The 24776-nt window shown below is 67.8% G+C and carries 23 protein-coding genes; 15 read left to right on the plus strand and 8 right to left on the minus strand.

The window, feature by feature from the left end:
- Positions 1-43: 43 nt before the first annotated feature.
- The 7 genes from KNN16_RS14930 to KNN16_RS14960 all read left to right on the plus strand — a co-directional run bounded on the left by KNN16_RS14930 (position 44) and on the right by KNN16_RS14960 (position 5548).
- Positions 44-283, plus strand: a complete 240-nt coding sequence (locus KNN16_RS14930) for an NIL domain-containing protein (RefSeq protein ID WP_299286414.1) — start codon at positions 44-46, stop codon at positions 281-283.
- A 43-nt stretch (positions 284-326) separates the two neighbouring features.
- Positions 327-725, plus strand: coding sequence for a TrkA family potassium uptake protein (locus KNN16_RS14935; protein ID WP_299286417.1), 399 nt, complete (start codon positions 327-329; stop codon positions 723-725).
- A 3-nt stretch (positions 726-728) separates the two neighbouring features.
- On the plus strand, positions 729-1391 hold the full coding sequence (locus tag KNN16_RS14940; protein ID WP_299286420.1) for a TrkA family potassium uptake protein: 663 nt from the start codon (positions 729-731) through the stop codon (positions 1389-1391).
- Positions 1392-1686: 295 nt separating this feature from the next.
- Positions 1687-2706, plus strand: a complete 1020-nt coding sequence (gene coxB, locus KNN16_RS14945; RefSeq protein ID WP_303897902.1) for a cytochrome c oxidase subunit II — start codon at positions 1687-1689, stop codon at positions 2704-2706.
- Positions 2707-2720: 14 nt separating this feature from the next.
- Complete coding sequence (ctaD, locus tag KNN16_RS14950) at positions 2721-4601, plus strand: cytochrome c oxidase subunit I (RefSeq protein ID WP_303897905.1); 1881 nt, start codon at positions 2721-2723, stop codon at positions 4599-4601.
- Between the two features lie 51 nt (positions 4602-4652).
- The gene (locus KNN16_RS14955) at positions 4653-5234 is read left to right on the plus strand and encodes a cytochrome c oxidase subunit 3 (protein WP_303897907.1); all 582 of its coding nucleotides are present in this window, start codon (positions 4653-4655) and stop codon (positions 5232-5234) included.
- Between the two features lie 38 nt (positions 5235-5272).
- Positions 5273-5548: a cytochrome C oxidase subunit IV family protein gene (locus tag KNN16_RS14960; protein WP_303897908.1), complete on the plus strand. Its 276-nt coding sequence runs from the start codon at positions 5273-5275 to the stop codon at positions 5546-5548.
- Positions 5549-5657: 109 nt separating this feature from the next.
- Here KNN16_RS14960 and KNN16_RS14965 read toward each other — a convergent pair whose 3' ends face one another.
- A complete protein-coding gene (locus tag KNN16_RS14965; protein ID WP_303897910.1) occupies positions 5658-7517 on the minus strand; it encodes a carbon starvation protein A in 1860 nt (619 codons plus the stop codon).
- 180 nt (positions 7518-7697) lie between these two features.
- On the minus strand, positions 7698-8081 hold the full coding sequence (locus KNN16_RS14970) for a hypothetical protein (protein ID WP_299286438.1): 384 nt from the start codon (positions 8079-8081) through the stop codon (positions 7698-7700).
- Between the two features lie 570 nt (positions 8082-8651).
- On the opposite strand from KNN16_RS14970, the gene KNN16_RS14975 reads away from it, so the two are divergent.
- Together KNN16_RS14975 and KNN16_RS14980 are read left to right on the plus strand one after the other, a co-directional pair.
- Positions 8652-9512: a tRNA (adenine-N1)-methyltransferase gene (locus KNN16_RS14975; protein ID WP_303897913.1), complete on the plus strand. Its 861-nt coding sequence runs from the start codon at positions 8652-8654 to the stop codon at positions 9510-9512.
- 80 nt (positions 9513-9592) lie between these two features.
- Complete coding sequence (locus KNN16_RS14980; protein WP_303897915.1) at positions 9593-10360, plus strand: PIG-L deacetylase family protein; 768 nt, start codon at positions 9593-9595, stop codon at positions 10358-10360.
- Here the strand turns inward: KNN16_RS14980 and KNN16_RS14985 are convergent.
- Entirely contained in the window at positions 10300-11058 is a 759-nt protein-coding gene (locus KNN16_RS14985) for a ubiquinone/menaquinone biosynthesis methyltransferase (protein ID WP_303897917.1), read from the minus strand. The two genes, KNN16_RS14980 and KNN16_RS14985, sit on opposite strands and share 61 nt — an antisense overlap.
- A gap of 79 nt (positions 11059-11137) precedes the next feature.
- Here KNN16_RS14985 and KNN16_RS14990 point away from each other — a divergent pair, with 79 nt between their 5' ends.
- The 4 genes from KNN16_RS14990 (at position 11138) to polX (ending at position 19099) form a co-directional block, all read left to right on the plus strand.
- Positions 11138-11971: a carboxylesterase gene (locus tag KNN16_RS14990; protein WP_303897919.1), complete on the plus strand. Its 834-nt coding sequence runs from the start codon at positions 11138-11140 to the stop codon at positions 11969-11971.
- Between the two features lie 16 nt (positions 11972-11987).
- On the plus strand, positions 11988-12590 hold the full coding sequence (locus tag KNN16_RS14995) for a metallophosphoesterase family protein (protein WP_299285550.1): 603 nt from the start codon (positions 11988-11990) through the stop codon (positions 12588-12590).
- Between the two features lie 446 nt (positions 12591-13036).
- Positions 13037-16951 (plus strand): DNA-directed RNA polymerase subunit beta, encoded by a 3915-nt coding sequence (locus KNN16_RS15000; RefSeq protein WP_303897923.1) that lies wholly within the window; start codon positions 13037-13039, stop codon positions 16949-16951.
- A 384-nt stretch (positions 16952-17335) separates the two neighbouring features.
- On the plus strand, positions 17336-19099 hold the full coding sequence (gene polX, locus KNN16_RS15005) for a DNA polymerase/3'-5' exonuclease PolX (RefSeq protein ID WP_299285555.1): 1764 nt from the start codon (positions 17336-17338) through the stop codon (positions 19097-19099).
- Between the two features lie 17 nt (positions 19100-19116).
- Here polX and KNN16_RS15010 read toward each other — a convergent pair whose 3' ends face one another.
- The 5 genes from KNN16_RS15010 to KNN16_RS15030 all read right to left on the minus strand — a co-directional run bounded on the left by KNN16_RS15010 (position 19117) and on the right by KNN16_RS15030 (position 22990).
- Positions 19117-20043 (minus strand): hypothetical protein, encoded by a 927-nt coding sequence (locus KNN16_RS15010; protein WP_299285558.1) that lies wholly within the window; start codon positions 20041-20043, stop codon positions 19117-19119.
- A gap of 71 nt (positions 20044-20114) precedes the next feature.
- A complete protein-coding gene (locus KNN16_RS15015) occupies positions 20115-20606 on the minus strand; it encodes an adenosine-specific kinase (protein ID WP_088571396.1) in 492 nt (163 codons plus the stop codon).
- A gap of 72 nt (positions 20607-20678) precedes the next feature.
- Positions 20679-21695 carry a GNAT family N-acetyltransferase gene (locus KNN16_RS15020; protein ID WP_299285565.1) on the minus strand — a complete coding sequence of 339 codons (1017 nt, stop codon included), beginning with the start codon at positions 21693-21695 and terminating at the stop codon, positions 20679-20681.
- A 7-nt stretch (positions 21696-21702) separates the two neighbouring features.
- Positions 21703-22635: a GNAT family N-acetyltransferase gene (locus KNN16_RS15025; protein ID WP_200808139.1), complete on the minus strand. Its 933-nt coding sequence runs from the start codon at positions 22633-22635 to the stop codon at positions 21703-21705.
- Positions 22636-22726: 91 nt separating this feature from the next.
- Positions 22727-22990, minus strand: a complete 264-nt coding sequence (locus tag KNN16_RS15030) for a hypothetical protein (protein ID WP_299285571.1) — start codon at positions 22988-22990, stop codon at positions 22727-22729.
- Between the two features lie 199 nt (positions 22991-23189).
- Between KNN16_RS15030 and KNN16_RS15035 the strand changes: the two genes are divergently transcribed.
- Both KNN16_RS15035 and KNN16_RS15040 read left to right on the plus strand, forming a co-directional pair.
- Positions 23190-23921, plus strand: coding sequence for a hypothetical protein (locus tag KNN16_RS15035; RefSeq protein WP_299285574.1), 732 nt, complete (start codon positions 23190-23192; stop codon positions 23919-23921).
- A gap of 13 nt (positions 23922-23934) precedes the next feature.
- Positions 23935-24606, plus strand: coding sequence for a lytic transglycosylase domain-containing protein (locus tag KNN16_RS15040; RefSeq protein WP_303897929.1), 672 nt, complete (start codon positions 23935-23937; stop codon positions 24604-24606).
- Positions 24607-24776 lie beyond the last annotated feature (170 nt).

Below are 24776 nucleotides of genomic sequence, written 5' to 3' on the forward strand. Positions count from 1 at the left end.
TGGGGATGGACTTCCGCTTCGGATCCACGAAGGGGAGGCTCCCATGGACCAGACGACCCTGCGGCGGGTGAAGCTGGTGTATCCCCCGGCGTTGATCGATGAGCCGCTGCTCTACCGGCTCATCCAGCGGTTCGGCCTGCTGGTCAACATCCGTCGGGCCCATGTGGAGGCCACCGAGGCCTGGCTGGTGGTCGATCTGGAGGGCCCGCCCGATCGCGTGGAGGAGGGGCTGGCCTGGATCCAGAAGCAGGGGGTGCTGGTGGAGCCGGTGGAGCCGCTGTGATCCGGGCCGTGGGACGGCGGAAGCATCGGGAGGAACAAACGCCATGCGCATCGTGATCCTGGGTTGCGGTCGTCTGGGGGCGTATCTGGCTCGTCAGTTCGCGCGGGAGGGCCATGCGGTGACGGTGATCGATCGGGAGCGGGAGGCCCTGGAAGCCCTGGGGCCGGACTTCCCGGGGGAGACGGTGGTCGGGATGGGCATCGACGCGGAGGTGCTGCGCCGGGCCGGGATCGAACAGGCGGATGTCTTCATCGCCGTCACCGGCTACGACAACACCAACATCATGGCCGCCGAGGTCGCCCGGGAGATCTTCGGCGTGCCCCGGGTGATCACCCGGCTGAACGATCCGCTGCGGGCGGAGATCTTCCAGGAGCTGGGGCTGAAGACCATCTCCCCCACCGCCCTGGCGGCGGAGGCCATCCGCAAGTGCCTGGAGGATTAGAGGATGTATCTCATCATCGTCGGCGGCGGCAAGGTCGGCTATTACCTGAGCAAGTCCCTGCTGGCGGAGGGGCACGAGGTGCTTCTGATCGAGAAGAACCCCCGCCGCGCGGCCTTCCTGATCGACGAGCTGGGGACGGACCACGTCTGGGTGGGGGACGGCTGCGATTCCAGCACCTTCGCCCAGGTGGGGATGAACCGGGCCGACGCGGTGATTGCGGTGACAGGGGACGACGAGGACAACCTGGTGGTGTGTTTGCTCGCCAAGCGCAAATTCAACGTCCCCCGGACCATCGCCCGCATCAACAACCCGCGCAACGCGGAGATCTTCGCCCGCCTGGGGATCGACGTGACGGTCTCCACCACAGAGGTCATCCAGGCCCAGATCGAGCGGGCCCTGCCCCTGCGCTCCCTGGTGCACCTGCTGGCCCTGCGCCGCGGGGGCATCCAGCTGGTGGAAGGGAAGGTCGCCCCCGGGGCGCCTGCCGACGGGCGGCCCATCCGGGAGCTGGGCATCCCGGCGGACGCCCTGGTGGTGATGGTGGTGCGCGGGGACCAGACCTTCATCCCCTCTGGGGACACCGTCCTGCAGGCCGAGGACGAGCTCCTCGCCGTGACCACCCCGCAGAGCGAGCCGATCCTGCGGCGCCTGTTGCTGGGCGCCTGAGCGCCGCGACGACCCCGTCCCCCCACATCCGCCGGACCGTCCCCGCCCGGGGCCGGGTTCGGGCGCCCGGCCCCACTTTCCTCCGTCGGAACCGGCCGGAGGCTCCGGGAGGCCTTCGGCCAAAAGTTGATTCCCTTATCCAGAAATTCGGCCGGAAAGAGGCTTTTCCTTGACAATTTCGATGATTGATCACATTATTATTAAGGCCCCTTCTTCAGGAACGGGCGATGGGGTGTGGTCCTCCTGAAGGAGCGGATTGATCCCTTAGGAGTCTGTGAAGCGGGAGGAGCATCGGATGCCATCCGCATGCGATCGACGGAAGGGATGGGCCCTCGATCGAAGGGTCGTGATGGGGGTGATGCTGGGCCTCCTGACCGGATGCGCCGCCCAGAGCCCCTCCATCCTGCGCCCGGTCTCCCCCAAAGGGCGCGCCGAGGCGGATCTGTTCGGCTTCATTTTGGCGATCACCGCCTTCGTCTTCATCGTGGTGGAAGCCCTGCTGCTCTACGCCGTCGTCCGCTTCCGGGCCCGGGATCCCCGGGCGATCCCCCCTCAGATCCATGGGAACCGCGCGCTGGAGGTCTCCTGGACCACGGTGACCGCCCTGGGGCTGGCGGTGATCTTCGCCATGACCTGGCGGACGATGGCGGCGACCTCCACGCCGCCGGCGGATGCGCTGCCGGTGAAGGTCATCGGCCACCAGTGGTGGTGGGAGTTTCAATATCCCACCCTGGGGATCACCACCGCCAATGAGCTGGTGATCCCGGTCGGCCAGCCCCTTCGGGTCACCGTCACCTCCGCCGACGTCATCCACAGCTTCTGGGTCCCCCAGCTGGGCGGCAAGATGGATGCCATCCCCGGCCGGGAGAACGTCCTGTGGCTGCAGGCCGATGCGGAGGGGACCTACTACGGGCAGTGCGCGGAGCTGTGCGGCGCCTCCCACGCCAACATGCGGCTGCGGGTGCATGCGGTCTCCCGGGAGGCCTTCGACCGATGGGTGGAAGCCCAGCGGGCGCCCGCGGCTTCTCCGACGGAGCCCCTGGCGCAGCAGGGCTATCAGGTCTTTATGAGCAAGGCCTGCGTGGGCTGCCACACCATCAACGGCACGCCCGCCCAGGGGAAGGTCGGGCCGAACCTCACCCACGTGGGCAGCCGGACGACGATCGCGGCGGGCCTTCTGGAGAACACTCCGGAGAACCTGGCCCGCTGGCTCGATAATCCCCCGGCCATCAAGCCGGGCTCGTTAATGCCCCGCCTGGGCCTGACCCCGCAGGAGATCCAGGCCCTGGTGGCGTATCTCTCGTCCCTGAAGTGATGAAGGAGGCGGCGATGGCCAGCTCGACGGTCGCGCTCCCCCGCGTGTATGCCGAACGCGGGTTGCTCTCGTGGTTGACCACAGTCGACCACAAGCGCATCGGCATCCTTTACATCCTGGGCGCCGGGTTCTTTGCCCTGATCGGCGGCCTGGAGGCCCTGCTCATCCGCACCCAGCTGGCGATCCCGAACCACCGGGTGCTGGTGGGGGAGGCTTACAACCAGGTCCTGACCATGCACGGCACGACCATGGTCTTCCTGGTGGTGATGCCGGTGCTGGCGGGCCTGGGGAACTATGTGGTCCCCCTGATGATCGGGGCCCGGGACATGGCCTACCCCCGCCTCAACGCCTTCGGCGTGTGGATGTTCCTGCTCGGCGGGATCTTCCTGAACCTGAGCTTCCTCCTGGGCGGGGCGCCGGACGCGGGGTGGTTCGGCTACGCGCCGCTGACGGCGAAAACCTTCTCCAAAGGCGCCGGCATCGACTTCTGGATCCTGGGCCTGCAGCTGTTGGGGATCTCCTCCATCACCTCCTCCATCAACTTTGTCTCTACCATCCTGCTGTTGCGGGCGCCCGGTCTCACTCTGAACCGGCTGCCGCTTTTCGCCTGGACCACGCTGGTGACCGCCTTCCTCATTCTCTTTGCGATGCCCAGCATCTCGGCGGCCCTGTTCCTCCTGTTCCTGGACCGCCATCTGGGGACCCATTTCTTCAACCCGGCGGCGGGCGGCGACCCGTTGCTGTGGCAGCACCTCTTCTGGTTCTTCGGCCACCCGGAGGTCTACATCATGATCCTGCCGGCCATGGGGATCGTCTCGGAGGTGCTGCCGGTTTTCTCCCGCAAGCCCATCTTCGGCTACACGGCGGTGGCCTACTCCAGCGTGGCCATCGGCTTCATCGGGTTCACCGTCTGGGCTCACCACATGTTCGCCGTGGGGCTGCCGGATGTGGTGAACGCCTTCTTCTCGGCCGCCAGCATGCTGGTGGCGGTGCCCACGGCCATCAAGGTCTTCAACTGGATCGCCACCATCTGGGGCGGGTCGGTGCGGTATCGGGCGCCCTTCCTCTTCGCCGCCGCCTTCGTCGCCCTCTTCGTCATCGGCGGGTTGAGCGGCCTGTTCCTGGCCTCGGTCCCGGTGGACTGGCAGGTGACGGACACCTATTTCGTGGTCGCCCACTTCCATTACACGCTCTTCGGCGGCTCCATGTTCGCCATCGTGGCCGGGATCTACTACTGGTTCCCCAAGATCACCGGCCGCTTCCTGGACGAGCGGCTGGGCCGCCTGCACTTCGCCCTGCAGTTCATCGGCTTCAACCTCACGTTCTTCCCGATGCATTTCCTGGGCCTGATGGGCATGCCCCGGCGGGTTTACACTTACGCGGCGGGCCTGGGCTGGGAGAGCCTGAACCTGCTGGCCACCATCGGCGCCTTCATCCTGGCCCTGGGCTTCGTGGTCTTCTTCGTCAACATCGCCCGCAGCCTGGTCGCCGGGGAGCGGGCCCCGGACGATCCGTGGGACGGCCACACCCTGGAGTGGCTGACTTCCTCGCCTCCGCCGCCCTATAACTTCGCCCGCGTCCCGGTGGTTCACAGCCGCCGGCCGGCCTGGGACCGCAAATACACCGGGAACCCCCATCCGCGTCCGGTGGCGGAGGCCCCGACGGCGCAGGCCCCCGGTGGGGATGGGCCCGAAGGGGATTCGGAGGCGGAGCTCATCCATCTGCCCGCGCCGAGCCTCTGGCCGCTGATCCTGGCGGCCGGGCTGACGGTCTTCGCCCTGGGGCTGGTGACCCACTGGATCTTCATCCCCCTGGGGCTCCTCCTGTTCGCCCTGGGGCTGGCCCGCTGGGTCCAGCAGCCCCTGTTCCCGGAAACCCACGAGGCCTCATCGTAAGGGCCCGGGGGTCCCGCGCCCTTTCCATCCGCAACGGCGGAGGAGTGAGAGATGGCCAGCCATCATCCGGCGGTCGGATCCGAGATCGCGGTGGACAGCCGCAAGCTGGGGGTCTGGGTCTTCCTGGCCTCCGAGGTGATCTTTTTCGCCTCCCTGATCGTCTCCTACCTGGTGCTGCACAACCGGGTCACCAGCGGTCCCACCGCCCATGAGGCCCTCACCCTGACCATCCCCACCATCAACACGATGATCCTGCTCACCAGCAGCGTGGCCATGGTGCTGGCCCTGGCCCACTTGCGGGACGGCAACCGGCGGGCCTCCATCGCCTGGCTGCTCACCACCGCCTGGCTGGGGATCTGCTTCCTGATCCTGAAGGCGGTGGAATACAGCCAGCATCTTCATGAAGGCCTCACCCCCAGCGTCAACGTCTTCGGCTCCGCCTACTACACGGTCACCGGCTTCCATGCCGCCCACGTGGCGGTGGGGGTGATCTGGATCCTGAGCGTGGCCCTGGGGCTGCGCCGCCGCCTCTCGCCGCAAAACGATGTCCTGGTGGAGACGGTGGGGCTTTACTGGCACTTCGTGGACCTGGTGTGGGTAGCGATCTTCATGGTGGTGTATCTGTTGCGCTGAGGGAAGCTTCCGCCACCCTGGACCGTCCGGGAGGGAAGATGGAGGCGAAAGCCCACAAGCATCCGAACTACGTCCTGGTGGGGATCGTCCTGATCCTCCTCACCATCCTGGAGGTGAGCGTCATCCGTCTGCCGGTGCCCCAGCTGCCCTTCCTGCTGGGGTTCGCCATCGCCAAGGGGCTCCTCATCCTGATGTATTTCATGCACCTGAAGTTCGACTCGCGGCTCTACGCGGTGCTCTTCGCCTATCCCTGGCCCCTGGCGCTTTTGCTGGTGGGGATGCTGATCTGGCTGTATTTCGGGTTCCGGGCGTAGGGGAGCAGATCGCGGAGTGCTCTGGATAGAGGCCTCTTCGGAGCCTGCGAAATATACCGGGGGGCGCCGTTGGGCGCCCCCCGGTTCTTTCCCTGCGGAAGTGAGGGGATCACTCCCCGCCGCCGGCCGGGGCCGGGCGCGCCGGTGCCACCCGCCAGCGGTTGAAAGCCTGCCAGCCCTCGTAGGCGATGAACGCCGCAGCGAGGAAGAGCAAGGCGGCCAGGATCAGCATGGTGATGGCCCCGATGATGGCCACGATGTTCCCCTTGGCCAGGGCCGCGTTCAGCGCCGGGATCTGGTTATAGAGGGTGACCAGGATAGCGGCCATGGTCGTCACATACATGAAGACCCCCGGCAGCCCCGCGTACCAGGCCGGCCGCCGCTCCGAGACCAGCCAGACGGTGACGATGAGCAGGGCCAGGCCGGCCATCAGCTGGTTGGCCGCGCCGAACAGCTGCCAGAGGTAGATCCAGGTCCCGGTGAGCACCAGGAAGGCCGCCAGCGCCATCGAGATCAGGCTGGCTACATGCATGTTCTTAAAGATCGGCTGGGTCTCTCCGACCCACTCCCCCAGGGTGACCCGCATTAGCCGGAAGACCAGCTGGACCACGGTGATGACGATGACCACGAAGGCCGCGAAGCCCAGGGCCTTGCCATACAGGAAGAATCCCTCGCCGAACAACTGGGAGAGCAGGATGCCCACGCCAGAGGCGAAGCGCTCCTGGGCGGTAGCCCCAGGGGCGTTCAGGGAGATTGCAATCAAGGAGAGCAACCCCAGGGTGTTCTCACCGAAGAGCATGGCCCCACCGCCCACCGGCAGGGCATCGGTCTCATACTCCAGCTGCCGGGCGGTGCCCACCGAGCCAAAGAGGGCGTGCCACCCGGAGATGGCGCCGCAGGCGATGGTCACGAATAGCATCGGCCACAGGGGTTGAATGCCGACGGCGGCGGGCTGGAATCCTCGCACCGCAGGGAGCTTGAAAGACACCGCCTGCGGGTTGGTGAAGAAACCCACGATGCCACCGATATAGCTCAGGAGGATGACCAGCGCGGTCACCCAGAAACCGAGGTAGTTAACGGGTTGGGCGAAGCGCCAAATGGGGAGGTTAGCTCCCAGATAACAGAACACGAAGGTGAAGAGCATCCAGAACACGAACGAGAGGCGAACCGGGCGATCCAAACCCAACAAACGGCCCGTCTTGGGGTCTGGGTTGGCCGTAGGATCAAAGTAGGTGTAGAGCGGTTTGCCGCCGACCAGGCTGTCGATGGCCGCATTGAAGCGGGCGAAGACCTGGCCCACCGGCCCCTGGATGGTCTTGACCTGATCCCCCTCCTTCACCTGCTGCAACCCGACCGGGCCGATCCCCATAGCCAGTAACGTGATGATTAAGGTGATAGCGGTGACCGTTACCAGATCCATCTTCCACCGATAGAGCATCTGCCCCATCAGGAGGCCCATCACCGCCAGGGCAATGATACCCAGGGGAACCGTTGGGTCCGTGAGAACGGCGGCGATCAGGTTCACGAAGGCTCCGGCGATCAGCAGCAGGTAGAAGAAGATGAACACGAAGAGGAGGGTGCGGGTGCGGGGGCTGATCAGGCGGTAAGCCACGGCGCTCAGGGAGTTCCCATCGTTGCGCACGGAGAGCATGATGGCGCTGTAGTCGCTGGCCCACCCGATGAAGGACACCCCCAGGATCAGCCAGAGGAGGGCGGGGAGCCAGCCCCACAGCCCGGCCGCCGTGATCGGCCCCACGATGGGCCCCGCCGCGGCGATGGACTTGAAGTGATAGCCGATCAGGATGTTGCGGCTGGTGGGGACGAAATCCACGCCGTCCATATACATGCGGGCTGGGGTCGCCCGCTTCGGGTCGGACTGGATGATCTCCCGGTCGACCCGCTTGGCGTAGAGGTTCCAGATGAGCAGCTGGACCAGGATGCCGATGATAATGACCCAGAAGGCGCTCATGGCGTTCCCTCCGGAATGGGATCTGAAGAGAGGTCCCCGCACAAATCCTGGCACGCGCCGGAGGGCGCGGCGTCCCGCAAGCGTCCGTTCGGCTTCCCCCGCTCTTCCCCTGTTGCACCTCCTTCCGCAGGATCGGGAACGCGCCGCCTGCTCTGAAAAACCGCAGGCGACAGCCGGGGTTCAGGCTGTCGCCTGCGGGGCGCTCAGATGCCGGGCGATGGCCGCCTCCGCCCCCGCGAGGTCCCCGCCCGCAAACACCTGGCCCTCCACGATCACGGCCGGGTAGCGGCGGGCACCGTAGCGCAGGGACTTCCACCACCCCTCCAGGGAGACGGCATCGATCACCTTCACCGCGATCCGATCGCAGTAGGTCGCCATCAGCCGGGCGATCCACGCCGCCAGATCGCGGTAAGCTTGCTGCAGATCTTCGGGGAGGCCGGAGGCCAGCTGCTCCGCATGCAGGGCCGAACCCACGCCGGCCTGCTGCCAGACCAGCTCGCAGTGGAGACAGTGGTAAAACGCCGTGGGCGCGTAGGCGATCACTTCCACCCGCAGGGGCCGCATCCAGGCCCTCCCTCCCAACTGTCCCGCTTCAGGCTCCTGCGCCCACCGAAACAATGATCGCCCATATTGTAATCGGGAGAAATCTTCATGTCAAGGACGGCAACGCCCACCTTCCGACACAATTTGTTCTATATATCACAATATTGTTGCGTATGGAACAGAGCGGGGAGGCCGATAGGGGGTGCGGAGGGCTGAGATGAATTCCGGCCTGCAGCCGGCCGCAAGGGCTTCTGATCTGCCCCTCCGTCTCTCGAGCTCGGAGGCCCAGGTCGCGGCGAAAGCCACAGGTCGCGGCTCCTACATTGGAATGGATGCCGAAATGAATTTCGGCTTACATAGGGGCTTCTACCCTGAACCCCTGTCTTCGATCCCACGGCAGGTCACGGCGAAAGCTGCTCTGACGTGGGGGGGTGGAATCGGCGGGATTCGCTCCTTTTGGGAGGCTGGACCCCCCTGAGAGGGAACGGCCGCCTCGCCCGGGCGAGGATGGGTTCCGAACTTGCTGGTCTCCCGGAGTGCGGCGATCCTTAAAGGCGCGCGTATGGATCCTGAGCGGATGGGGGAACAGGGATGCAGGAGCCCTCCAAGGCGGCGAAACCCGGCGATCTGGCCCTGCTCCTGGACGCCCGGGGGAAGCCGTTCCTGGTCCGACTGGAGCCGGGCGGACGCCTGCACACCCATCGGGGGGTGGTGGCTCATGAGGATTGCATCGGCCGGCCCTGGGGGAGCGTGGTGCGTTCCCACCGGGGGGAGCCCTTCTACCTGCTGGAGCCCTCCACGGAGGAGCTGATCCGTTACCTCCCCCGACAGACCCAGATCCTCTACCCCAAGGACATCGGCTACATCCTGCTGAAGCTGGCGGTCCGCCCCGGCCGTCTGGTTCTGGAGGCGGGCACCGGGAGCGGAGGGCTGACCCTGGCCCTGGCCCAGGCGGTCTGGCCCCTGGGCCGGGTGGTCACCTATGAGGTGCGCCCCGAGATGCAGGCCCTGGCCCGCCGCAACCTGGAGCGAGTGGGCCTGGCGGAGATGGTCACCTGGCGCCTGCGGGACATCGCAGAGGGCTTCGAGGAGACCGAGGCCGATGCCCTGTTCCTGGATCTGCCGGAGCCGTGGGCATATCTCCCCCAGGCGGCCGCCGCCCTGCGGAGCGGCGGCTTCTTCGGCGCGATCCTCCCCACCGCCAACCAGGTCATCCGCCTCCTGGAGGCCCTTCCGGCGCACGGCTTCGGCTTCATCGAGACGGTGGAGGTCCTCCTGCGCCCCTACCACGCCGTGGGCTGGCGTTTCCGCCCCGCCGACCGCATGGTCGCCCACACCGGCTTCCTGATCTTCGCCCGCCGCCTCCTGGAACCACCGGCTCCGGAGGAGGGCACGTTCCCCGCTGCTCCCGAAGAAGAGTCGCTGGAAATCCCCTCCGGTATCCAGCCGTAGGCCCAGGAGTCGATCCCCTGAGTCCCGTAAGACTCCCGACGGTTCTTCGTTGCTTCCCGAAAACGAGCGGAGGAGGCTCCATGATGGACTTCGAGTGCTCAATGGGAACACTGTGGGTGCTCTCTCCACATCCGGATGACGCCGTCCTCTCCTGCGGGGGGACCCTCTACCGGACGGCCCGGGCCGGCATACCGGTTCGGGTGATCACGGTCTTCGCCGGGGATCCCAGGGATCCCATCCCTCCCTTCGCCCAGGCGTTGCACACCCTGTGGGGCGGCGGGGAACAGGCCATGGCCATGCGGCGCGCGGAGGATCGGGAGGCGCTGGACATGCTCGGCGCCCAGGCCATTCACTGGGACCTCCCGGATGTCATCTATCGCCGGGACGCTCAGGGCCAGCCCCTCTGTCAGGGTCGAGAGGATCTCTTCCGCCCCATCCATCCGGACGAGGCGCTCTGGATCGAGCGGATCCGGGAGGCCCTGGACGCCCTCCCCTGGGAGGAGGGAGATCTCCTCCTGGCCCCTCTGGCCCTGGGCGGGCATGTGGATCACCGTCTGGTCCGGGCCGCTGTGGAAGGCCTTTCCCGGACTGGAATCCGGCTGGGGTTCTATGAGGATTTCCCCTACGCGGAGACCGAGCCCTTCGCCGACCTCCCCGGGTGGCAGCCATGCCGGGTGGCGCTGGGCGAGGAGGACCTCCGGATGAAAGCGGCGGCGATCCGCGCTTATCGTTCCCAGTGGCCCATCTTTTTCCTCAATGAGGAAGAAATCCTGGAACGGATCCGCGCCTATGCCCTTCGGGTCGGCGAGGGGACCCCGGCGGAGCGGTTCTGGTTCCCGCCCGCGTGAGACGGTGAGGGCTTGCGCCCGATCACCAGGGCCACCGTCCCCAGCATGAACGTGTGGGCAGCCTCCACGATCAGGCCGGCCTGGCGCATCGCCTCCGCCAGCTCCTCCAGGCGGAGGAAGCCCGCCACGGATTGGGGCAGGTACGTGTAGGCGGCGCGGTCTCCCGCCACCAGCGCCCCCAGCAGCGGGACCAGGCGGTGGAAGTAGAACCGGTAAAGCGGGGTCCACCAGCGCTCCGGCGGCCGCACGGCCTCCAGGCAGACGACCCGCCCGCCCGGGCGGACGACGCGGGCCTGCTCCCGGAAGGCGAGGTGGAGGTCGGCCACGTTGCGCATCACGAAGCCGGAGACCGCCGCATCGAAGCAATCATCCGGGAAGGGAAGGCGCAGCGCATCCCCGCCCACCCAGTGGATCCGCTGGCGCCCGGGTCGGGTCCGTCCCTGGCGCATCATCGGGAGGGTGAAATCGCAGCCCACCGCCAGCGCCTCCGGATGCTGCCGCAACACCTCGGCGGCCAGATCACCGGTCCCGGTCCCCACATCCAGCACCCGGGCGCGGCCGGACAGCGCGCAGGCCCGGATGGCTTCGCGGCGCCAGCGCAGATCCAGGCCGCCGGTCATCAGGCGGTTCATCAGGTCGTAGCGATGGGCGATGCGGGCGAACATCGCCCGGACCTGCTGGGGTCGATCCGTGGTCATCCAAGCGCCTCCTCAGGTTCATGATAAGCTGGAAAACGATGGAGATCGGATCCGGCTGCGCTTCGTGCGCGGAGGCTCGATGGCTCCCTTTGGTGTAGAGGAAATTCAAGGATGGCTGGATCTCTGGGCGCCGCGGCCCGGGGAAGGGCCCCTGCGACCGGGCGGAGAGCCCTTCGCTTTCGCCGGCGGCCCAATCGGCGTGTTGCTGGTCCATGGGTTCACCGGAGCCCCTCAGGAGATGCGCGGGCTGGGCCGATTTCTGGCCGAGAATGGGATGACCGTGCTGGGGATCCGGCTCCCCGGCCATGGGACCCGGCCGGAGGACCTGGAACGGGTGACGTGGCGGGACTGGGTGGAGGCGGTGGCGCGGGGGGCGGACCTCCTGCGGGAACGTTGCGCCCGGGTGTTTTTATGCGGCCTCTCCCTGGGCGGCCTCCTGGTCTTATATGAGGCCACCCGGCGTCCGCCCGACGGCCTCATCGTGATGGCCTCGCCCTATCGGATCCGGGACGTCCGTCTGCGTTTCCTCTGGCTGCTCAAGCGCCTGTTCCCATATGCCGGCAAGGGCCCTTCGGATCTCCGAGATCCGGAAGTCCAGAGGGAGCACGTCTCCTACTCCCGATATCCGCTCTCGGCCGTTGAGGAGCTGCTCCGGGTCCTCCGCGCGGCCACGTCCGGCCTGCCGCAGGTGCGTTGCCCGACGCTGCTCATTTACTCCTACGCGGACCGCACGGTCCCGCCGGATCAGGGATGGATGATCTACCACCGGCTGGGGAGCGCGGACAAGACCATCCACTGGTTGATCCGGAGCGGCCACGTGATCCCGGAGGATGTGGAGCGCGAGGAGGCCTTTGAGCAGATCGCCCGCTTCATCCGGCGGGTGGCCGGCGCGGAGCGCCTCCCCCGGGCTTGAGGAACCGGAGATCCCTATGCGGACGATGACCGTCGGCCTGATCGCGGACACCCACGTGCCGCAGCGCCTGCCCGCCCTGCCGCCACAGGTGGCGGAGGTTTTTCGGGGGGTGCATCTGATCCTGCACGCCGGGGATCTGAACCGCTGGCCGGTGCTGGAGGCGCTGGCCCGTCTGGCTCCGGTGGTCGCCGTCCGGGGGAACGCCGACCTGGGGCTGGCCCTGCCATGGCGGGAGGTGGTGGAGGTCAACGGCGTCCGCATCGGCCTGGTCCACGGCCATGGGGGGTGGGCGGTTTACCTGCGGAACAAGATCCGGGAATCCACCCTGGGCTTCGAGCCCCTCCGTTACCTGCGCTACGCCCGCTCCGCCTTCCCCGAGCCGGTCCATCTCATTGTCTCCGGGCACACCCATCGGCCCCACCTGGTTCGGGTGAACGGGGTCTGGCTGCTGAACCCGGGCCCGGTGGCGCCGGATTACTACGTCCAGCCGGGGCCGGCGGTGGGCCTCCTCCACGTGCGGCCCGGGGAGGCGCGCTATGAATGGATCGACCTGACCTCCGGGAACGCCCGGTCTTATGCGCTTCCCCTGGAGCCCTCCCCGGATGAGTTCGGGGCCTGAGGGGCGATCGATCCGCAGAGGCCGGCGGGTGTGTCCCAAAATCATAGGACAACTGCTCGCAGTTGTCCTACAAAGCGGCCAGGCCCGACAAAATTGGGACACACCCAGGCCGGCGGAGGCCGGCCCTGGATTTGACAGATCCGTCCTCTGCCGGTAAACTCTACGTTTGCGATCTCTGGAACACCGGAGCGGCCCTTCGGGGCCGCGGGAGGTGGTGTGGAATCCGGCAACGCCCTTCGGGAAGGGCAGACGGTGGTCCTCCGGATGAGGGGCTGCGCGCCTGTCCGCCCTGAGACCGCCAGAGGGATCAGGTTCTGAGGCGTCGGGGAGATCCCCGACGCGTTCGATGCGCCTCGATCGGAGCCTCAGGCGCTGCGTCCCGGCGCCCGACGCACCTCAACCCGGCCCCCGAATCCCGGGGAAACCTGAAGGAGGGAATGATCCTGATGATCCGGACAAGCGGCGAGAAGCGCTACGCGCATATCCCGGAGATCCTGGAGCCGCCGAACCTCATCGAGATCCAGCACCGCTCGTTCCAGTGGTTCATCGAGGAGGGCCTCAAGGAGCTCTTCGATGAGATCTCGCCCATCGAGAGCCTCAACGGCCAGATGCGCCTGTATTTCCCGGGCGACAACCCGGTGGCCCGCCAGCTCAAGCTGCGCTACTGGTTCGACGAGCCGAAATACAGCGAGCTGGAGTGCCTGGAGCGGGACCTCACCTACGGCCGCGGGATGTGGGTCCAGGTGGCCCTGATCGTGGCCGGGCGGGAGCCCATGGTGAAGGACGTGTTCTTCGGGGAGATCCCGTGGATGACCCGCAACGGGACGTTCATTTACAACGGCACCGAGCGGGTGGTGGTCTCCCAGCTGATCCGCTCCCCGGGGGTCTACTTCGATATGGAGGAGGACCCCTTCCTGGGCCGCCCTCTGGCCATGGCCAAGCTGATCCCGGACCGCGGGGTGTGGCTGGAGTTCGAGACGCGCCGGAACGATTTGATCATCCTCCGCTTCAACCGTCGCCGCACGGTGCCGGTCACCCTCTTCCTGCGAGCCCTGGCGGCGACCGACGATGGGATCAGCCGCGTCCTGACGGAGGGGACGGATGAGGAGCTGCTGGAGCTCTTCAAGGACGTGGACACCCATCCGGATCACCCCTACATCCTGAGCACCATCCGGCAGGAGGGCCGCCTGGAGCCCCGAGAGGGACGCACTCTGGCTCAGGAGGCCCTGATCGAGTTCTTCCGCCGGATGCGCCCGGGCGACCCGCCCACCCTGGAGAACGCCCAGTCCTTCGTGGTCTCTCAGCTTTTCGACCCGCACCGATACGATCTGCACCGGGTGGGCCGTTACAAGCTCAACCGCCGGCTGGATCTCTCCATCCCCATCTCCCATCGCACCATCACCAAGCAGGACATCATCGCCATCCTGAAGGAGATCATCCGCATCAACAACGGGCTGCGCCCGCCGGACGACATGGATCACCTGGGCAACCGCCGGGTGCGCACGGTCGGGGAGCTGATCCAGGCCAAGATGCGGGTGGGGCTGCGCCGGATGGAGCGGGTGATCCAGGAGCGGATGAGCATCGCGGACCCGGCCACGGTCACCCCGCTGCAGCTGATCAACATCCGTCCGGTGGTGGCCGCCCTGCGGGAGTTCTTCGGCTCCAGCCAGCTCTCCCAGTTCATGGATCAGACCAACCCCCTGGCGGAGCTCACCCACAAGCGCACCCTCTCCGCCCTCGGCCCCGGCGGGCTGCGGCGGGAGCGGGCGGGCTTTGAGGTCCGCGACGTCCATCTGAGCCACTACGGGCGGATCTGCCCCATCGAGACGCCCGAGGGGCCCAACATCGGCCTGATCGGCCGCCTGGCCATCTACAGCCGGGTGAACGAGTACGGCTTCATCGAAACCCCTTACCGGAAGGTGGTTCGGGTGGTCCCCAACCGGCCCGAGGCGCTGGTGGGGCGGATCCTGCGGGAGGATGTGGTGGATCCGGCCACCGGCCAGGTGATCGCCCCCGCCGGGACGGAGGTGGACGCCGCCCTGGCGAAGCGGATCGCCCGTCTCCCCCTCCAGGAGATCAAAGTCCGCCCCTTCGTGACCGGGGAGATCGTCTACCTCACGGCGGACGAGGAGGAGCGCTACGTCATCGCCCAGGCCAACGTGGAGCTGGACGAGAAGGGGCATTTCCTGCAGGCCCGCGTCCCCGTCCGCCATATGGGCAAATTCCTGATGGAGATCCCCGAGCGGGTGGATTACATGGACGTGGCGCCGCGGCAGATCGTGGGCGTCTCCGCCTCCCTGATCCCCTTCCTGGAGCACGATGACGCCAACCGGGCCCTGATGGGCTCCAACATGCAGCGCCAGGCGGTGCCCCTGCTGCGGCCGGAGGCGCCCATCGTGGCCACCGGGATGGAGCGGGTGGCCGCGCGGGACTCCGGGCACGTCCTCCTCTCCGAGGTCGACGGGGAGGTGGTCCAGGCCACCGCCGATGAGATCGTGATCCGGGGGACCAACCGGAAGCTGTATCGCTATCCGTTGCGGCGATTCCAGCGCTCCAATCAGAGCACCTGCATCCATCAGCGCCCGCTGGTCTTCAAGGGCCAGAAGGTGAAGAAGGGCCAGGTGATCGCCGACTCCAGCAGCACCGATCAGGGGATGCTGGCCCTGGGCCGCAACCTGGTGGTGGCCTTTCTCTCATGGGAGGGCCAGGTCTTCGAGGACGCCATCGTGATCAGCGAGCGCCTGGTCCGGGAGGATATTTACTCCTCGATCCACATCGAAAAGCATGAGGCGGAGGCCCGGGAGACCAAGCTGGGGCCGGAGGAGATCACCCGCGACATCCCCAACGTCGGCGAGGAGCAGCTGCGGGATCTGGACGAGAAGGGCATCGTCCGCATCGGCGCGGTGGTGGGCCCCGGCGACATCCTGGTGGGCAAGGTCACGCCCAAAGGGGAGCGGGAGATGACCCCCGAGGAGCGGCTGCTGCGGGCCATCTTCGGGGAGAAGGCCCACGATGTGAAGGACTCCTCCCTCCGCATGCCCCATGGGGAGCACGGCAAGGTGGTGGACGTGAAGGTCTTCTCCCGGGACGAATACCGGGAGCTCCCCGCCGGGGTGAACACGGTGGTGCGGGTCTCGGTGGCCCAGTGGCGCAAGATCACCGAGGGCGACAAGATGGCCGGCCGTCACGGCAACAAGGGCGTGATCTCTAAAGTGGTCCCCATCGAGGATATGCCTTTCCTGCCTGACGGCACGCCGGTGGACATCATCCTCAACCCCCTGGGGGTGCCCAGCCGGATGAACATCGGGCAGCTGCTGGAGACTCATCTGGGCTGGGCCGCCTCGCGCCTGGGCTTCCGGGCCATCACCCCGGTGTTCGACGGGGCCGACGAGCAGGAAATCGAGGCGGAGCTGGCCCGGGCCTGGATGATCGACACCGCCTGGGAGGACGCGCGCCGGCAGTGCTGGAGCTGGCTGCAAGCCCAGGGGTATAACCTCTCGGAGCTCCGCGACGACGACGAGGCGCGCCTCCTCTACCTCTCGGCGATCCTGGGCGCCCGCGGCTACGACGTGGATCGCCTGGCCACCGATGAGGTTTACGCCCGCCGCAGCTGCCTGCGGGAGTGGCTGCGCGACCGGGGCTACGATCCCGACGCCCTCCTGGTCTTCGAGGATGATCCCCGCCCGCCGGAGGAGCGCCGCAAAGCCGACGAGCGGGCCATCCTGGTGGGGCTGCGGCTGTGGATGGAGCGCCTGGGCGTGGACACCCGGGACATCCCCGATTCGGAGGTCCGCCGGCGGGCGACCGAGGTGATGCTCGAGACCGGCCAGCCGATGCCCATCCTGGGCAAGATGATCCTCTACGACGGCAAGACCGGGGAGCCCTTCGACCGGCCGGTGACGGTGGGCGTCATCTACATGATGAAGCTGGCCCACCTGGTGGAGGACAAGGTGCACGCCCGGTCCACCGGCCCCTACTCCCTGATCACCCAGCAGCCTCTGGGCGGCAAGGCGCAGTTCGGCGGGCAGCGCTTCGGCGAGATGGAGGTCTGGGCCCTGGAGGCCTACGGCGCGGCTTACACCCTCCAGGAGATGCTCACGGTGAAGTCCGACGACGTCCAGGGCCGCGTCAAGACCTACGAGGCCATCGTGAAGGGCCAGAAGATCGAGGAGCCCGGCCTGCCGGCCTCCTTCAAGGTCCTGGTCAAGGAGCTCCAGTCCCTGGCCGTGGCCGTGGAGGCCATCACCGACTCCGGCGAGGTCATCCGCTTCGGCCGGGAGGAGGAGAAGCCGAAGCTGCCCCGCCTGCCTCTGGGCCTGCTGGACCTGGCCCCCGAGGGGGATGGGGAAACCCCGGCGTGAGCCGGTGGCCCGGTCTCCACGCGTTCTTCGCGAGGAGGCGTTCCGACGCGGGACAGGCGACGATGGGCCTGTCCCGCGGTTTTTTATGGCCTCCGGATCATCGACCCCCGACGCCCGGACAGTCGGATCTCGCCGGAATCGGGACAGCGCGGGGTGAAAAGCCCGGCCTCTGAGCCGGAGGTATAGGTCGAAATTCATTTCGACCGCTATCCGTCCACAGGTATCCGGTCGATTTTTAAAGCCCATCCGCCGCTCCTATCGGGAGCGGCCCATCCGGGGTGGATGCCTCCGGGGCCGGCGTGGGCGGCCTGCGCGCTTTTTGGTTAAGATGTGGGAAGGAGAGGCGCATGCGCTGTCCCCGTGGGATCGCAGGAGGAAGGGGAGATGGCCCGACGGTTCACCAATCAGGAGATCGCGGAGATCTTCGAGCACATCGCCGACATGCTGGAGATCCAGGGGGAGATCCCTTACAAGGTGATGGCCTACCGGAGGGCGGCGGAGAACATCGCCGCCCTGGGACGGGACATCTACGATCTCTGGCAGGAAGGGGCGTTGCGCACCATCCCCGGCGTGGGCGAGGCCATCGAGGAGAAGATCGACCAGCTGCTCCGCACCGGCCGCCTCGAGCTCTACGAACGCCTGAAGGCGGAGATCCCTCCCGGCCTGCTGGAGATGCGTCAGATCCCCGACATGGGGCCCAAGCGCATCAAAGCGGTCTGGGAGAAGCTGGGGATCACCACGGTGGAGGAGCTGGAGCAGGCCGCCCGGGCGGGGAAGCTGCGGGATCTGCCCGGCTTCGGGGCCAAGCTGGAGAGCAAGATCCTCGCCGGCATCGAGGCGGTCAGGCGTCGCAAGATCGCCGGGCGGGTGCCCCTGGGCGCCGCCTGGCCCCTGGCCCAGGAGATCCTCCGGGCCCTCCACGAGGTCCCGGGGGTGCAGCGCCTGGCGGCCGCTGGTTCCTTCCGCCGCATGAAGGAGACCATCGGCGACCTGGACTTCCTGGTCGCGGCGGAGGACCCCGAGGCGGTGATGGAGCGCTTCACCACGTTGCCCATCGTGGAGACGGTGCTCCTCAAAGGCTCCACCAAATCCAGTGTCCGCCTGCGGAACGGGCTGCAAGCCGATCTGCGGGTGATCGAGGCGGCCCGCTGGGGCACGGCGCTGCAGTATTTCACGGGGAGCCAGCAGCACAACATCCAGCTGCGGGAGCACGCGCTCCGGCGGGGCTACAGCCTCAGCGAATACGCCCTCACCCGGGTGGAGAGCGGGGAGGAGATCCTCTGCGCCGCCGAGGAGGAAGTCTACGAGCGCCTGGGCCTCGCCTACATCCCGCCGGAGCTGCGGGAGGGCCGGGGGGAGATCGAGGCCGCCCTGGAGGGCCGCCTCCCCCGCCTGGTGACGGTCGAGGACCTGCAGGGGGATCTGCAGGTGCACAGCACCTGGAGCGATGGGCAGGCTTCCATCCGCGATATGGCCCGGGCGGCGAAGGCGAAGGGCTACCGCTACATGCTGCTCACGGATCACTCCCAGAGCCTGGGGGTGGCCCGGGGGTTGACCCCGGAGCGGTTGCGGGAGCAGCGTCGGGAGGTGGAGTCGGTCAACGCCGAGCTGGGGGACGGCTTCCGCATCCTCCACGGGGCTGAGGTGGAGATCCGGGCCGACGGCAGCCTGGACTACCCGGACGAGGTGCTCGCCTCCCTGGACCTGGTGGTGGCCTCCGTCCACACCGGCCTGCGGCAGGACCGGGAGCGGGTGACCGCCCGTTTCCTGGCGGCGATCCGCCATCCCCACGTGCACATCATCGCCCATCCCACCGGCCGGCTGCTGGGGGAGCGGGAGGGGGCGGACGCGGATTGGGAGGCCATCCTGCGGGCAGCGGCGGAGACGGGGACCCTGCTGGAGATCAACGCCAACCCCGCCCGATTGGATCTGCCGGACGCGCTGGCGCGGCGGGCCCTGGAGCTGGGCTGTTATCTGGTCATCAGCACAGATGCCCACAGCCCGGGGGAGCTGGACCTGATCCACTTCGGCGTGGCGGTGGCCCGGCGGGCCTGGGCTACGCCGGATCGCATCGCCAACACCTGGCCCCTGGAGCGGCTGCTGCGCTGGGCCCATGAGAAACCCGGGCGGGTGCGACGGAGGTCCTGAGCCCCCCGCCTCTTTCCTCATTCCGGCCCTTCGCGAACAGCGCCCAGGATTTTCAGGATCCCCGGGGTGAGGTCCAGGAGGGAGGTCGCCTCCCGGAAGACGGCGGCCCCAGGCCCGGCGACAAGGAGGGGGACCGGGTTCTCGGTATGCAGCCGTGTGGTCAGGTCTTCCATGTTGCCGTGATCGCTGGTCACGATGAGGGTGGCCTCGGGCGGCCGGCCGGCGAGCAACGCGCTCAGGAAACGATCCAGCACCTCGAGAACCGGCTCGGGGGGCAGGTGCCGGTGGCCCACGAGATCCGTGAGGAAGCTTTCGAAGAGCACGAGATCCGCCTCCCCGAGCAGGCTCAGCAGGCGGCGCGCCGCCTCCTCCGGCTCGACGGGCGGAAGCTCCGGGAACGGACGGCGATGGCGGCGCGCCCATTCCCCGGCGAAGGTATGGGTGATGTCCCAGAGCAGCGCCCGCCCTGCCATCAGGTCCTCGAAGGTCCGGAAAGGGAGGCCCGCCAGCCGGTTCATCCAGGTGGTCACGGAGGGCCGGAGCCGCCGCTGGGCGACCAGCTCCCAGTAGAGCTCGGAGTAGGCGTTGGCGAAGGTGGGGCGGAAACCGGCGGCGCGCGCCCGGACGAACAGGCTGTGCTCCTTCAGCATCGCGATGAGATCAGAAGAAGGGTAGCCGGTCCGGTGCCCGCCGATGCGGGCCGGGGCGTTCAGGCCGGTGAAGAGGGCGGTCTGCCCGGTGGCGCTCTGGGGGAGCCCCGGCACGCCCAGGGTGGCATCCAGCTCGCGGCACAGGAGGTCTCCGTCCTCCCCTGCGCAGCCGCGCACCAGCGCCCGGCCCAGCCGGGCGCGCAGCCGGGGCAGGCCCGGGTCGAAAAGGGGATTCCGACCGTCCGCCTCCCCCAGCCCCACGCCGTCCAGGAAAACCAGCACCACGGATCCCATCTTCGCCGACCCCGATCATCGGGGGTCCGGGGGAGGGTCCCCCGCCGCCCCGGCCCTTCCCCCGTTGCGCCTTACATCTTGTAGCCGATGCGGCGCAGGAACTCCTTGCGGTGGGCCACGTCGGCCTCCGTCTCGATCCCGCGGGTGGCCACCCCATCGATCACTCCCAGGATCCCGCGGCCCTGTTCGGTCTCGGCGACGATGACCTGCATGGGGTTGGCGGAGGCGGCGTAGATGTGACAGACCTCGGGGACCATCTTGATGGCGTTGAGGACGTTGATGGGGTAGTAGCCCTTGCCCAGCACCACGATGAAGAAGTGTCCGGCGCCGACAGCCAGGGCGTTCTTCTTGGCGATCTCCACCAGCTCCGGATCGGTCCCGCTGGCGCGGACGAGGGCCGGCCCGGAGGACTCGCAGAAAGCCAGGCCGAACCGGATCCCCGGGACGGTGTTGACCAGGGCCTCGTGGATGTCCTCCACGGTCTTGATGAAGTGGCTCTGGCCCAGGATGACGTTGAGCTCCTCCGGCTTCTCGATGGGCACCACCTTGAGCTCGAGCGCCATGGGGCACCTCCTGCGCGATGGGATGAGATCCTGAGTTTCCCGCCTTCAGGGCGCCGGGGCGGGCCTTTCCGGTCACCCCGCCGCGCGGTCGCGCGCGATCCGGATTCGGTGAAGGGGCACCTCCCGGGCCCCGAAGCGGAATTTATAGGGCTCGTCGCCCCGCAGGAAATCGAAGACCCGCTTGCCCTGCTCGATGGCCTGGCGGATCAGGTAGGCCAGCAGGACCACGCCCGGGCTCAGCGCGGCGTAACGAGGGTTGAGCCCGGCATTATACAGCCATATCCGATCCCGATCCTCGAAGTCCAGGTAAGTGGCGGCCTTCTCCCCCTCGATCTCCAGAAACGAGAGACGGGCCCAGCCCTCCCGTAGCCCCTGACGGATCACCCGGCGGAAGAACGCCCGCATCCGTTCGTGCAGGAAGGCGGCTTTCTCCGGGTTGCTCGCCGCCATCAGCTCCAGGAACGCCTCGATGGCGCCGTCCGCTTCCGGGCCGTCCTCCCGCAGGAGATACCAGCGAACGTTCCCCACGGCCTCCAGGCGGCGGATCTTGCGCCGCAGCTCATGGCGGTCCTTGCGATCCAGCATCTGCAGGTAGGCGTCCCAGGTCGGAGGCAACGGGAGCATCGGGCAGATGGTCAGCCGCTCGATGTGGACCGTCAGGCCATGGGCGGCAGCGGCTCCGGGCCACAGGGGGAAGAGGGTCGAATCCTCCCGAATGTTCCAGAGGAGGAGGGTGTCCCATCCGGGTGCCTCCGGCCGGGTCAACCAGGCCAGGAGAGCGTGGATCACCGTTTCCTCCCACCCGGGCTCCACCAGCGGGTCCAGGTAATCGGTGACCTCCTCGCCGAAGGTCTCCAGGATCCACCGGCCGTCCCGAGCGATCCGTCGCAGCGGGATCAGGCCTACCAGCCGGCCTTCCGCTTCGAACGTGACCAGGTATAGCTCCCCCTCCCCGAAGTGATCCCACCAGGTCCGCAGCCAGGTCGGGCGCATGAAAGGGGAAGCCCCGGGCGATCGCCCGAGCAGATCCTGCCACGGATGGGCCAGCTCCTCGAAGGCTGCGATGTCGTGGAAGATGCACATTTGCATGCGTTTCTCACTCCGCGTCCCGAAGGTCGACGAGGTCCCGGGCGAAGATGCTCCAGGGCTCCGTCCCCGTCAGGTGCGCCCGGACCAGGGCGTAGAAGCTGCGGGGGGGTCCGCCGGGCTCCTGCTCGCGGACGAAGTCCACCACCAGGTAGCCGAGGGCGAAGGCGGTCTCGAAGAGCTCCCGGGTGTGGAAGCGCCAGGCGCGGGCCAGGCCGGGATCCTGACGCTTGACTTCCTGGAATCGGTGAGGGATCTCCACCAGCCAGAAGGCGACGTCGGGGGTCTGGAAGGTCTCCGGGGGGATGGGGAGCCCGCGATCATCGAAGCGACACGGGTTGACCAGGACCGCGCCGGCTTGCTCGAAGAGGGCCCGCGAGAGGGCGTAGTGGCCCTGGCGGAGCCGGGTGGCCACCCGCCGGCTGGCGATATACCAGTCCACCTGGAAGCGGTCTGTGGGCAGGCCCCGGTTCAGGGCATCATGCAGCTCGCCGTAGACGTTGCGCAGGTAGGTGTTGCACACCGCGCCCAGCTTGGCGATGTTGAAGTAGGCGTTGCGGCTCTCCAGGGGATCATAGGTCCAGGTGATCAGGCGGAGGCCCTGGTTGCGGACTGCTTCTCGCTGCGCCAGCTTGAGCTGGTAGCCGACGCCTTTGTCCTGCCATTCGGGGAGCACCCCCAGCTGATGCGAGCAGTGCTTGAGCTTGACAGCGGCGGGGGCCTCCCGGCCGCGACGCTCGTCGGTCCCCAGGAAGCCGAAGACGAAGCCCACCAGCTGCCCCCCGGCGAAGGCGCCCAGGAGCACCCCGCCGTTGTGCGCGGCCGTGATCAGCACGTGGGCGGGCACCACGTCCAGATCCTCTGAGCCCCAGATCCGGCGCTGGAGCTCGATGCAGGCCTCGATCTCCTCCAGCGTGCGCAGCGGTCGGATCTCGATCTCCATCCGATCGCCCCTCCGTCGGGCAGCGAAGCGCGATTACCTCATTCCAGATTGTAACACGCAGGAGTTTGGGGTCGGGACGGATGCGGAAGGATCAGTCCGGGAGGACGGAGAGCCAGAGGGCCAGCCCCTCCATCTCCTCCCGGGAGGCCGGCGCGGTCCCTTCGGCGCGCTCCGAGGGCCACAGGAGCGGGCCTCCGCAGAAGGGGCAGAGGGGGGAGATCCCGCTCTCGACGAAACCGGGGGCTTCCTCCGTGGCTCCCACGACCCATTCCTCCGGGCGCGTCCGGCGCACCCGCATCCCTTCGTGGGCCCGGCAAGCGATCCGTTCGCAGAACAGCACGGTCTCTTCGGACATCGACATGGGCTCCTCGCTTCACAGCGTCGGGCGATCCATGGCCATAAGAGGCGCAGCGGCGCTGCGCTCCTCCATTGTCCCGCGGATCGCCGCCGCTGTCGAACCCGGGGGAGCGGCCGGGGTCGGGGTCTTGACGCCTCGCGTGGGGAGCGTTAAGATGAAAGCGGCGATTAGAACAAATGTTCTAAAGGAGGTCTCCATGGCCTGGCATCGGTGGGTGAGCGTTCTGCCGGAGCGCCAGGGTCTTTCGCCGGGTCGTGAGGAGGCGGGGAAGGCGGCGGCTCCGGAAGGGATGGAAGAGCCGATGGGGATCGGGCTGGGGGTGCCGCTCGTGGTCGGGCTGATGATGGCCGGGGGCTGGCTGGCCCTGGAGTGGTTCAACTACTCCGCCTCCCAGTATGCCCTTACGGTCTTCTTCGGGAACCTGATGGCCGATGGGTTGTCCTGGGCGGTGTTGCTGGCGCTGGGGCTGTGGCTGGTGGATCTCTCGGGCCTGCTCTACCTCTCGCTCCCCAGCGAGCGGGAGAAGCCGGGGTTCTGGTATGTGCTGGTGGCCTGGTTGCTCGCCTCGGGGGCCAACGCCCTCCTGAAGTGGTGGGCGGTGACCCTGGCCCTGATGGCCTCGCCCTTGGCCCAGCCCGGCGCGGGAGGGACGTCCCGCGTGGCCTCCCTCTTTCAGTCCGTGGGGCCCTACATCCCGACGGCCATCGCCTTCCTGGTCTGGACCGGTCGGGTGCTGCTGGTCAGCACGATGATGGGCCTCCTGTTGCCCGTGCTGCGCCAGCTCGGCCTCCGCTTGCAGACCTGGGCGGAGCAGGAAACGAGCCAGGCGGCCGGGGAGGCGGCCTCGACGGCCAGCATGGGGCCGCGCCTGGTGGAGTCCGGTCCGCGAGCGCGGCACGAGTGGAGCTCCCGAATGAAGCATCCGTGAGGGGAGCGCGCGGATGCTGGCGATTCGGGCGCAGCGTTGGGTGAGCCAGGGGCTGCCGCTGGGGGTGGCGATCCTGGCGGCTTCTTTGCTGCTGCCCCTCGCCGGGGTGGTGGCCCTTTCGCTCCATCCCGAGGAGACCGCCGCCGTCCTGGAGCGCGCCGCGCGGGCTCCTGCCCCGGCTCCGGAGGCCCCGGAGGGCCTGGCGCCCCTCTTCACGCCGGAGGTGCAGCGCTGGTCGGATCGCATCCGGGTTTGGGCCCGGGCTTACGGTCTGGATCCCAATCTGGTGGCCACGGTGATGCAGATCGAGTCCTGTGGGGATCCGCAGGCCCGCTCCCGCAGCGGGGCCCTGGGCCTCTTCCAGGTGATGCCCTTCCACTTCGGGGTCGGGGAGGACCCCCTGGATCCGGAGACCAATGCCCGGGCCGGCCTCGCCTACCTGGCGGAGGCGTTGCGAAAGGCCAATGGGGATGTGGCCCAGGCCCTGGCTGGCTACAACGGGGGGCATTCGGTGATCGGCCAGCCGGGGCGATGGAGCGCGGAGACCCGCCGCTACGTTTACTGGGGCCTCGGCATCTATGAGGACGCCCGCCGGGGTCAGGCCCAGAGCGCCCGGCTCCAGGAGTGGCTGGAGGCCGGCGGGCGCAGCCTGTGCGAACAGGCTGCCCAACGCCCCCTTCGATGAGCTCCTCCCCGGGGAAGCGAGGGAAGCGGGCCGCTCGCCCTCCGATTCCGCCCGGATTCTTCCCGGCGAACCGGCTTCCGCATATAGTTAAAGGCGGAACAGTTCGCGAATGAGCGGCCTCGAGATCCATAGGCATCGCCGCGGAGAGGGACGGGCAGGAGGTGAGGAGG

The organism is Thermoflexus hugenholtzii (assembly GCF_018771565.1).
GTDB lineage: Bacteria > Chloroflexota > Anaerolineae > Thermoflexales > Thermoflexaceae > Thermoflexus > Thermoflexus hugenholtzii_A.

What these genes read in the sequence shown, in the direction of transcription:
- KNN16_RS14930 (WP_299286414.1), top strand. Translation starts at nt 44, where the DNA reads ATGGACCAGACGACCCTGCGGCGGGTGAAGCTGGTGTATCCCCCGGCG.
- KNN16_RS14935 (WP_299286417.1), top strand. Translation starts at nt 327, where the DNA reads ATGCGCATCGTGATCCTGGGTTGCGGTCGTCTGGGGGCGTATCTGGCT.
- KNN16_RS14940 (WP_299286420.1), top strand. Translation starts at nt 729, where the DNA reads ATGTATCTCATCATCGTCGGCGGCGGCAAGGTCGGCTATTACCTGAGC.
- coxB (WP_303897902.1), top strand. Translation starts at nt 1,687, where the DNA reads ATGCCATCCGCATGCGATCGACGGAAGGGATGGGCCCTCGATCGAAGG.
- ctaD (WP_303897905.1), top strand. Translation starts at nt 2,721, where the DNA reads ATGGCCAGCTCGACGGTCGCGCTCCCCCGCGTGTATGCCGAACGCGGG.
- KNN16_RS14955 (WP_303897907.1), top strand. Translation starts at nt 4,653, where the DNA reads ATGGCCAGCCATCATCCGGCGGTCGGATCCGAGATCGCGGTGGACAGC.
- KNN16_RS14960 (WP_303897908.1), top strand. Translation starts at nt 5,273, where the DNA reads ATGGAGGCGAAAGCCCACAAGCATCCGAACTACGTCCTGGTGGGGATC.
- KNN16_RS14965 (WP_303897910.1), bottom strand. Translation starts at nt 7,517, where the DNA reads ATGAGCGCCTTCTGGGTCATTATCATCGGCATCCTGGTCCAGCTGCTC.
- KNN16_RS14970 (WP_299286438.1), bottom strand. Translation starts at nt 8,081, where the DNA reads ATGCGGCCCCTGCGGGTGGAAGTGATCGCCTACGCGCCCACGGCGTTT.
- KNN16_RS14975 (WP_303897913.1), top strand. Translation starts at nt 8,652, where the DNA reads ATGCAGGAGCCCTCCAAGGCGGCGAAACCCGGCGATCTGGCCCTGCTC.
- KNN16_RS14980 (WP_303897915.1), top strand. Translation starts at nt 9,593, where the DNA reads ATGATGGACTTCGAGTGCTCAATGGGAACACTGTGGGTGCTCTCTCCA.
- KNN16_RS14985 (WP_303897917.1), bottom strand. Translation starts at nt 11,058, where the DNA reads ATGACCACGGATCGACCCCAGCAGGTCCGGGCGATGTTCGCCCGCATC.
- KNN16_RS14990 (WP_303897919.1), top strand. Translation starts at nt 11,138, where the DNA reads ATGGCTCCCTTTGGTGTAGAGGAAATTCAAGGATGGCTGGATCTCTGG.
- KNN16_RS14995 (WP_299285550.1), top strand. Translation starts at nt 11,988, where the DNA reads ATGCGGACGATGACCGTCGGCCTGATCGCGGACACCCACGTGCCGCAG.
- KNN16_RS15000 (WP_303897923.1), top strand. Translation starts at nt 13,037, where the DNA reads ATGATCCGGACAAGCGGCGAGAAGCGCTACGCGCATATCCCGGAGATC.
- polX (WP_299285555.1), top strand. Translation starts at nt 17,336, where the DNA reads ATGGCCCGACGGTTCACCAATCAGGAGATCGCGGAGATCTTCGAGCAC.
- KNN16_RS15010 (WP_299285558.1), bottom strand. Translation starts at nt 20,043, where the DNA reads ATGGGATCCGTGGTGCTGGTTTTCCTGGACGGCGTGGGGCTGGGGGAG.
- KNN16_RS15015 (WP_088571396.1), bottom strand. Translation starts at nt 20,606, where the DNA reads ATGGCGCTCGAGCTCAAGGTGGTGCCCATCGAGAAGCCGGAGGAGCTC.
- KNN16_RS15020 (WP_299285565.1), bottom strand. Translation starts at nt 21,695, where the DNA reads ATGCAAATGTGCATCTTCCACGACATCGCAGCCTTCGAGGAGCTGGCC.
- KNN16_RS15025 (WP_200808139.1), bottom strand. Translation starts at nt 22,635, where the DNA reads ATGGAGATCGAGATCCGACCGCTGCGCACGCTGGAGGAGATCGAGGCC.
- KNN16_RS15030 (WP_299285571.1), bottom strand. Translation starts at nt 22,990, where the DNA reads ATGTCCGAAGAGACCGTGCTGTTCTGCGAACGGATCGCTTGCCGGGCC.
- KNN16_RS15035 (WP_299285574.1), top strand. Translation starts at nt 23,190, where the DNA reads ATGGCCTGGCATCGGTGGGTGAGCGTTCTGCCGGAGCGCCAGGGTCTT.
- KNN16_RS15040 (WP_303897929.1), top strand. Translation starts at nt 23,935, where the DNA reads ATGCTGGCGATTCGGGCGCAGCGTTGGGTGAGCCAGGGGCTGCCGCTG.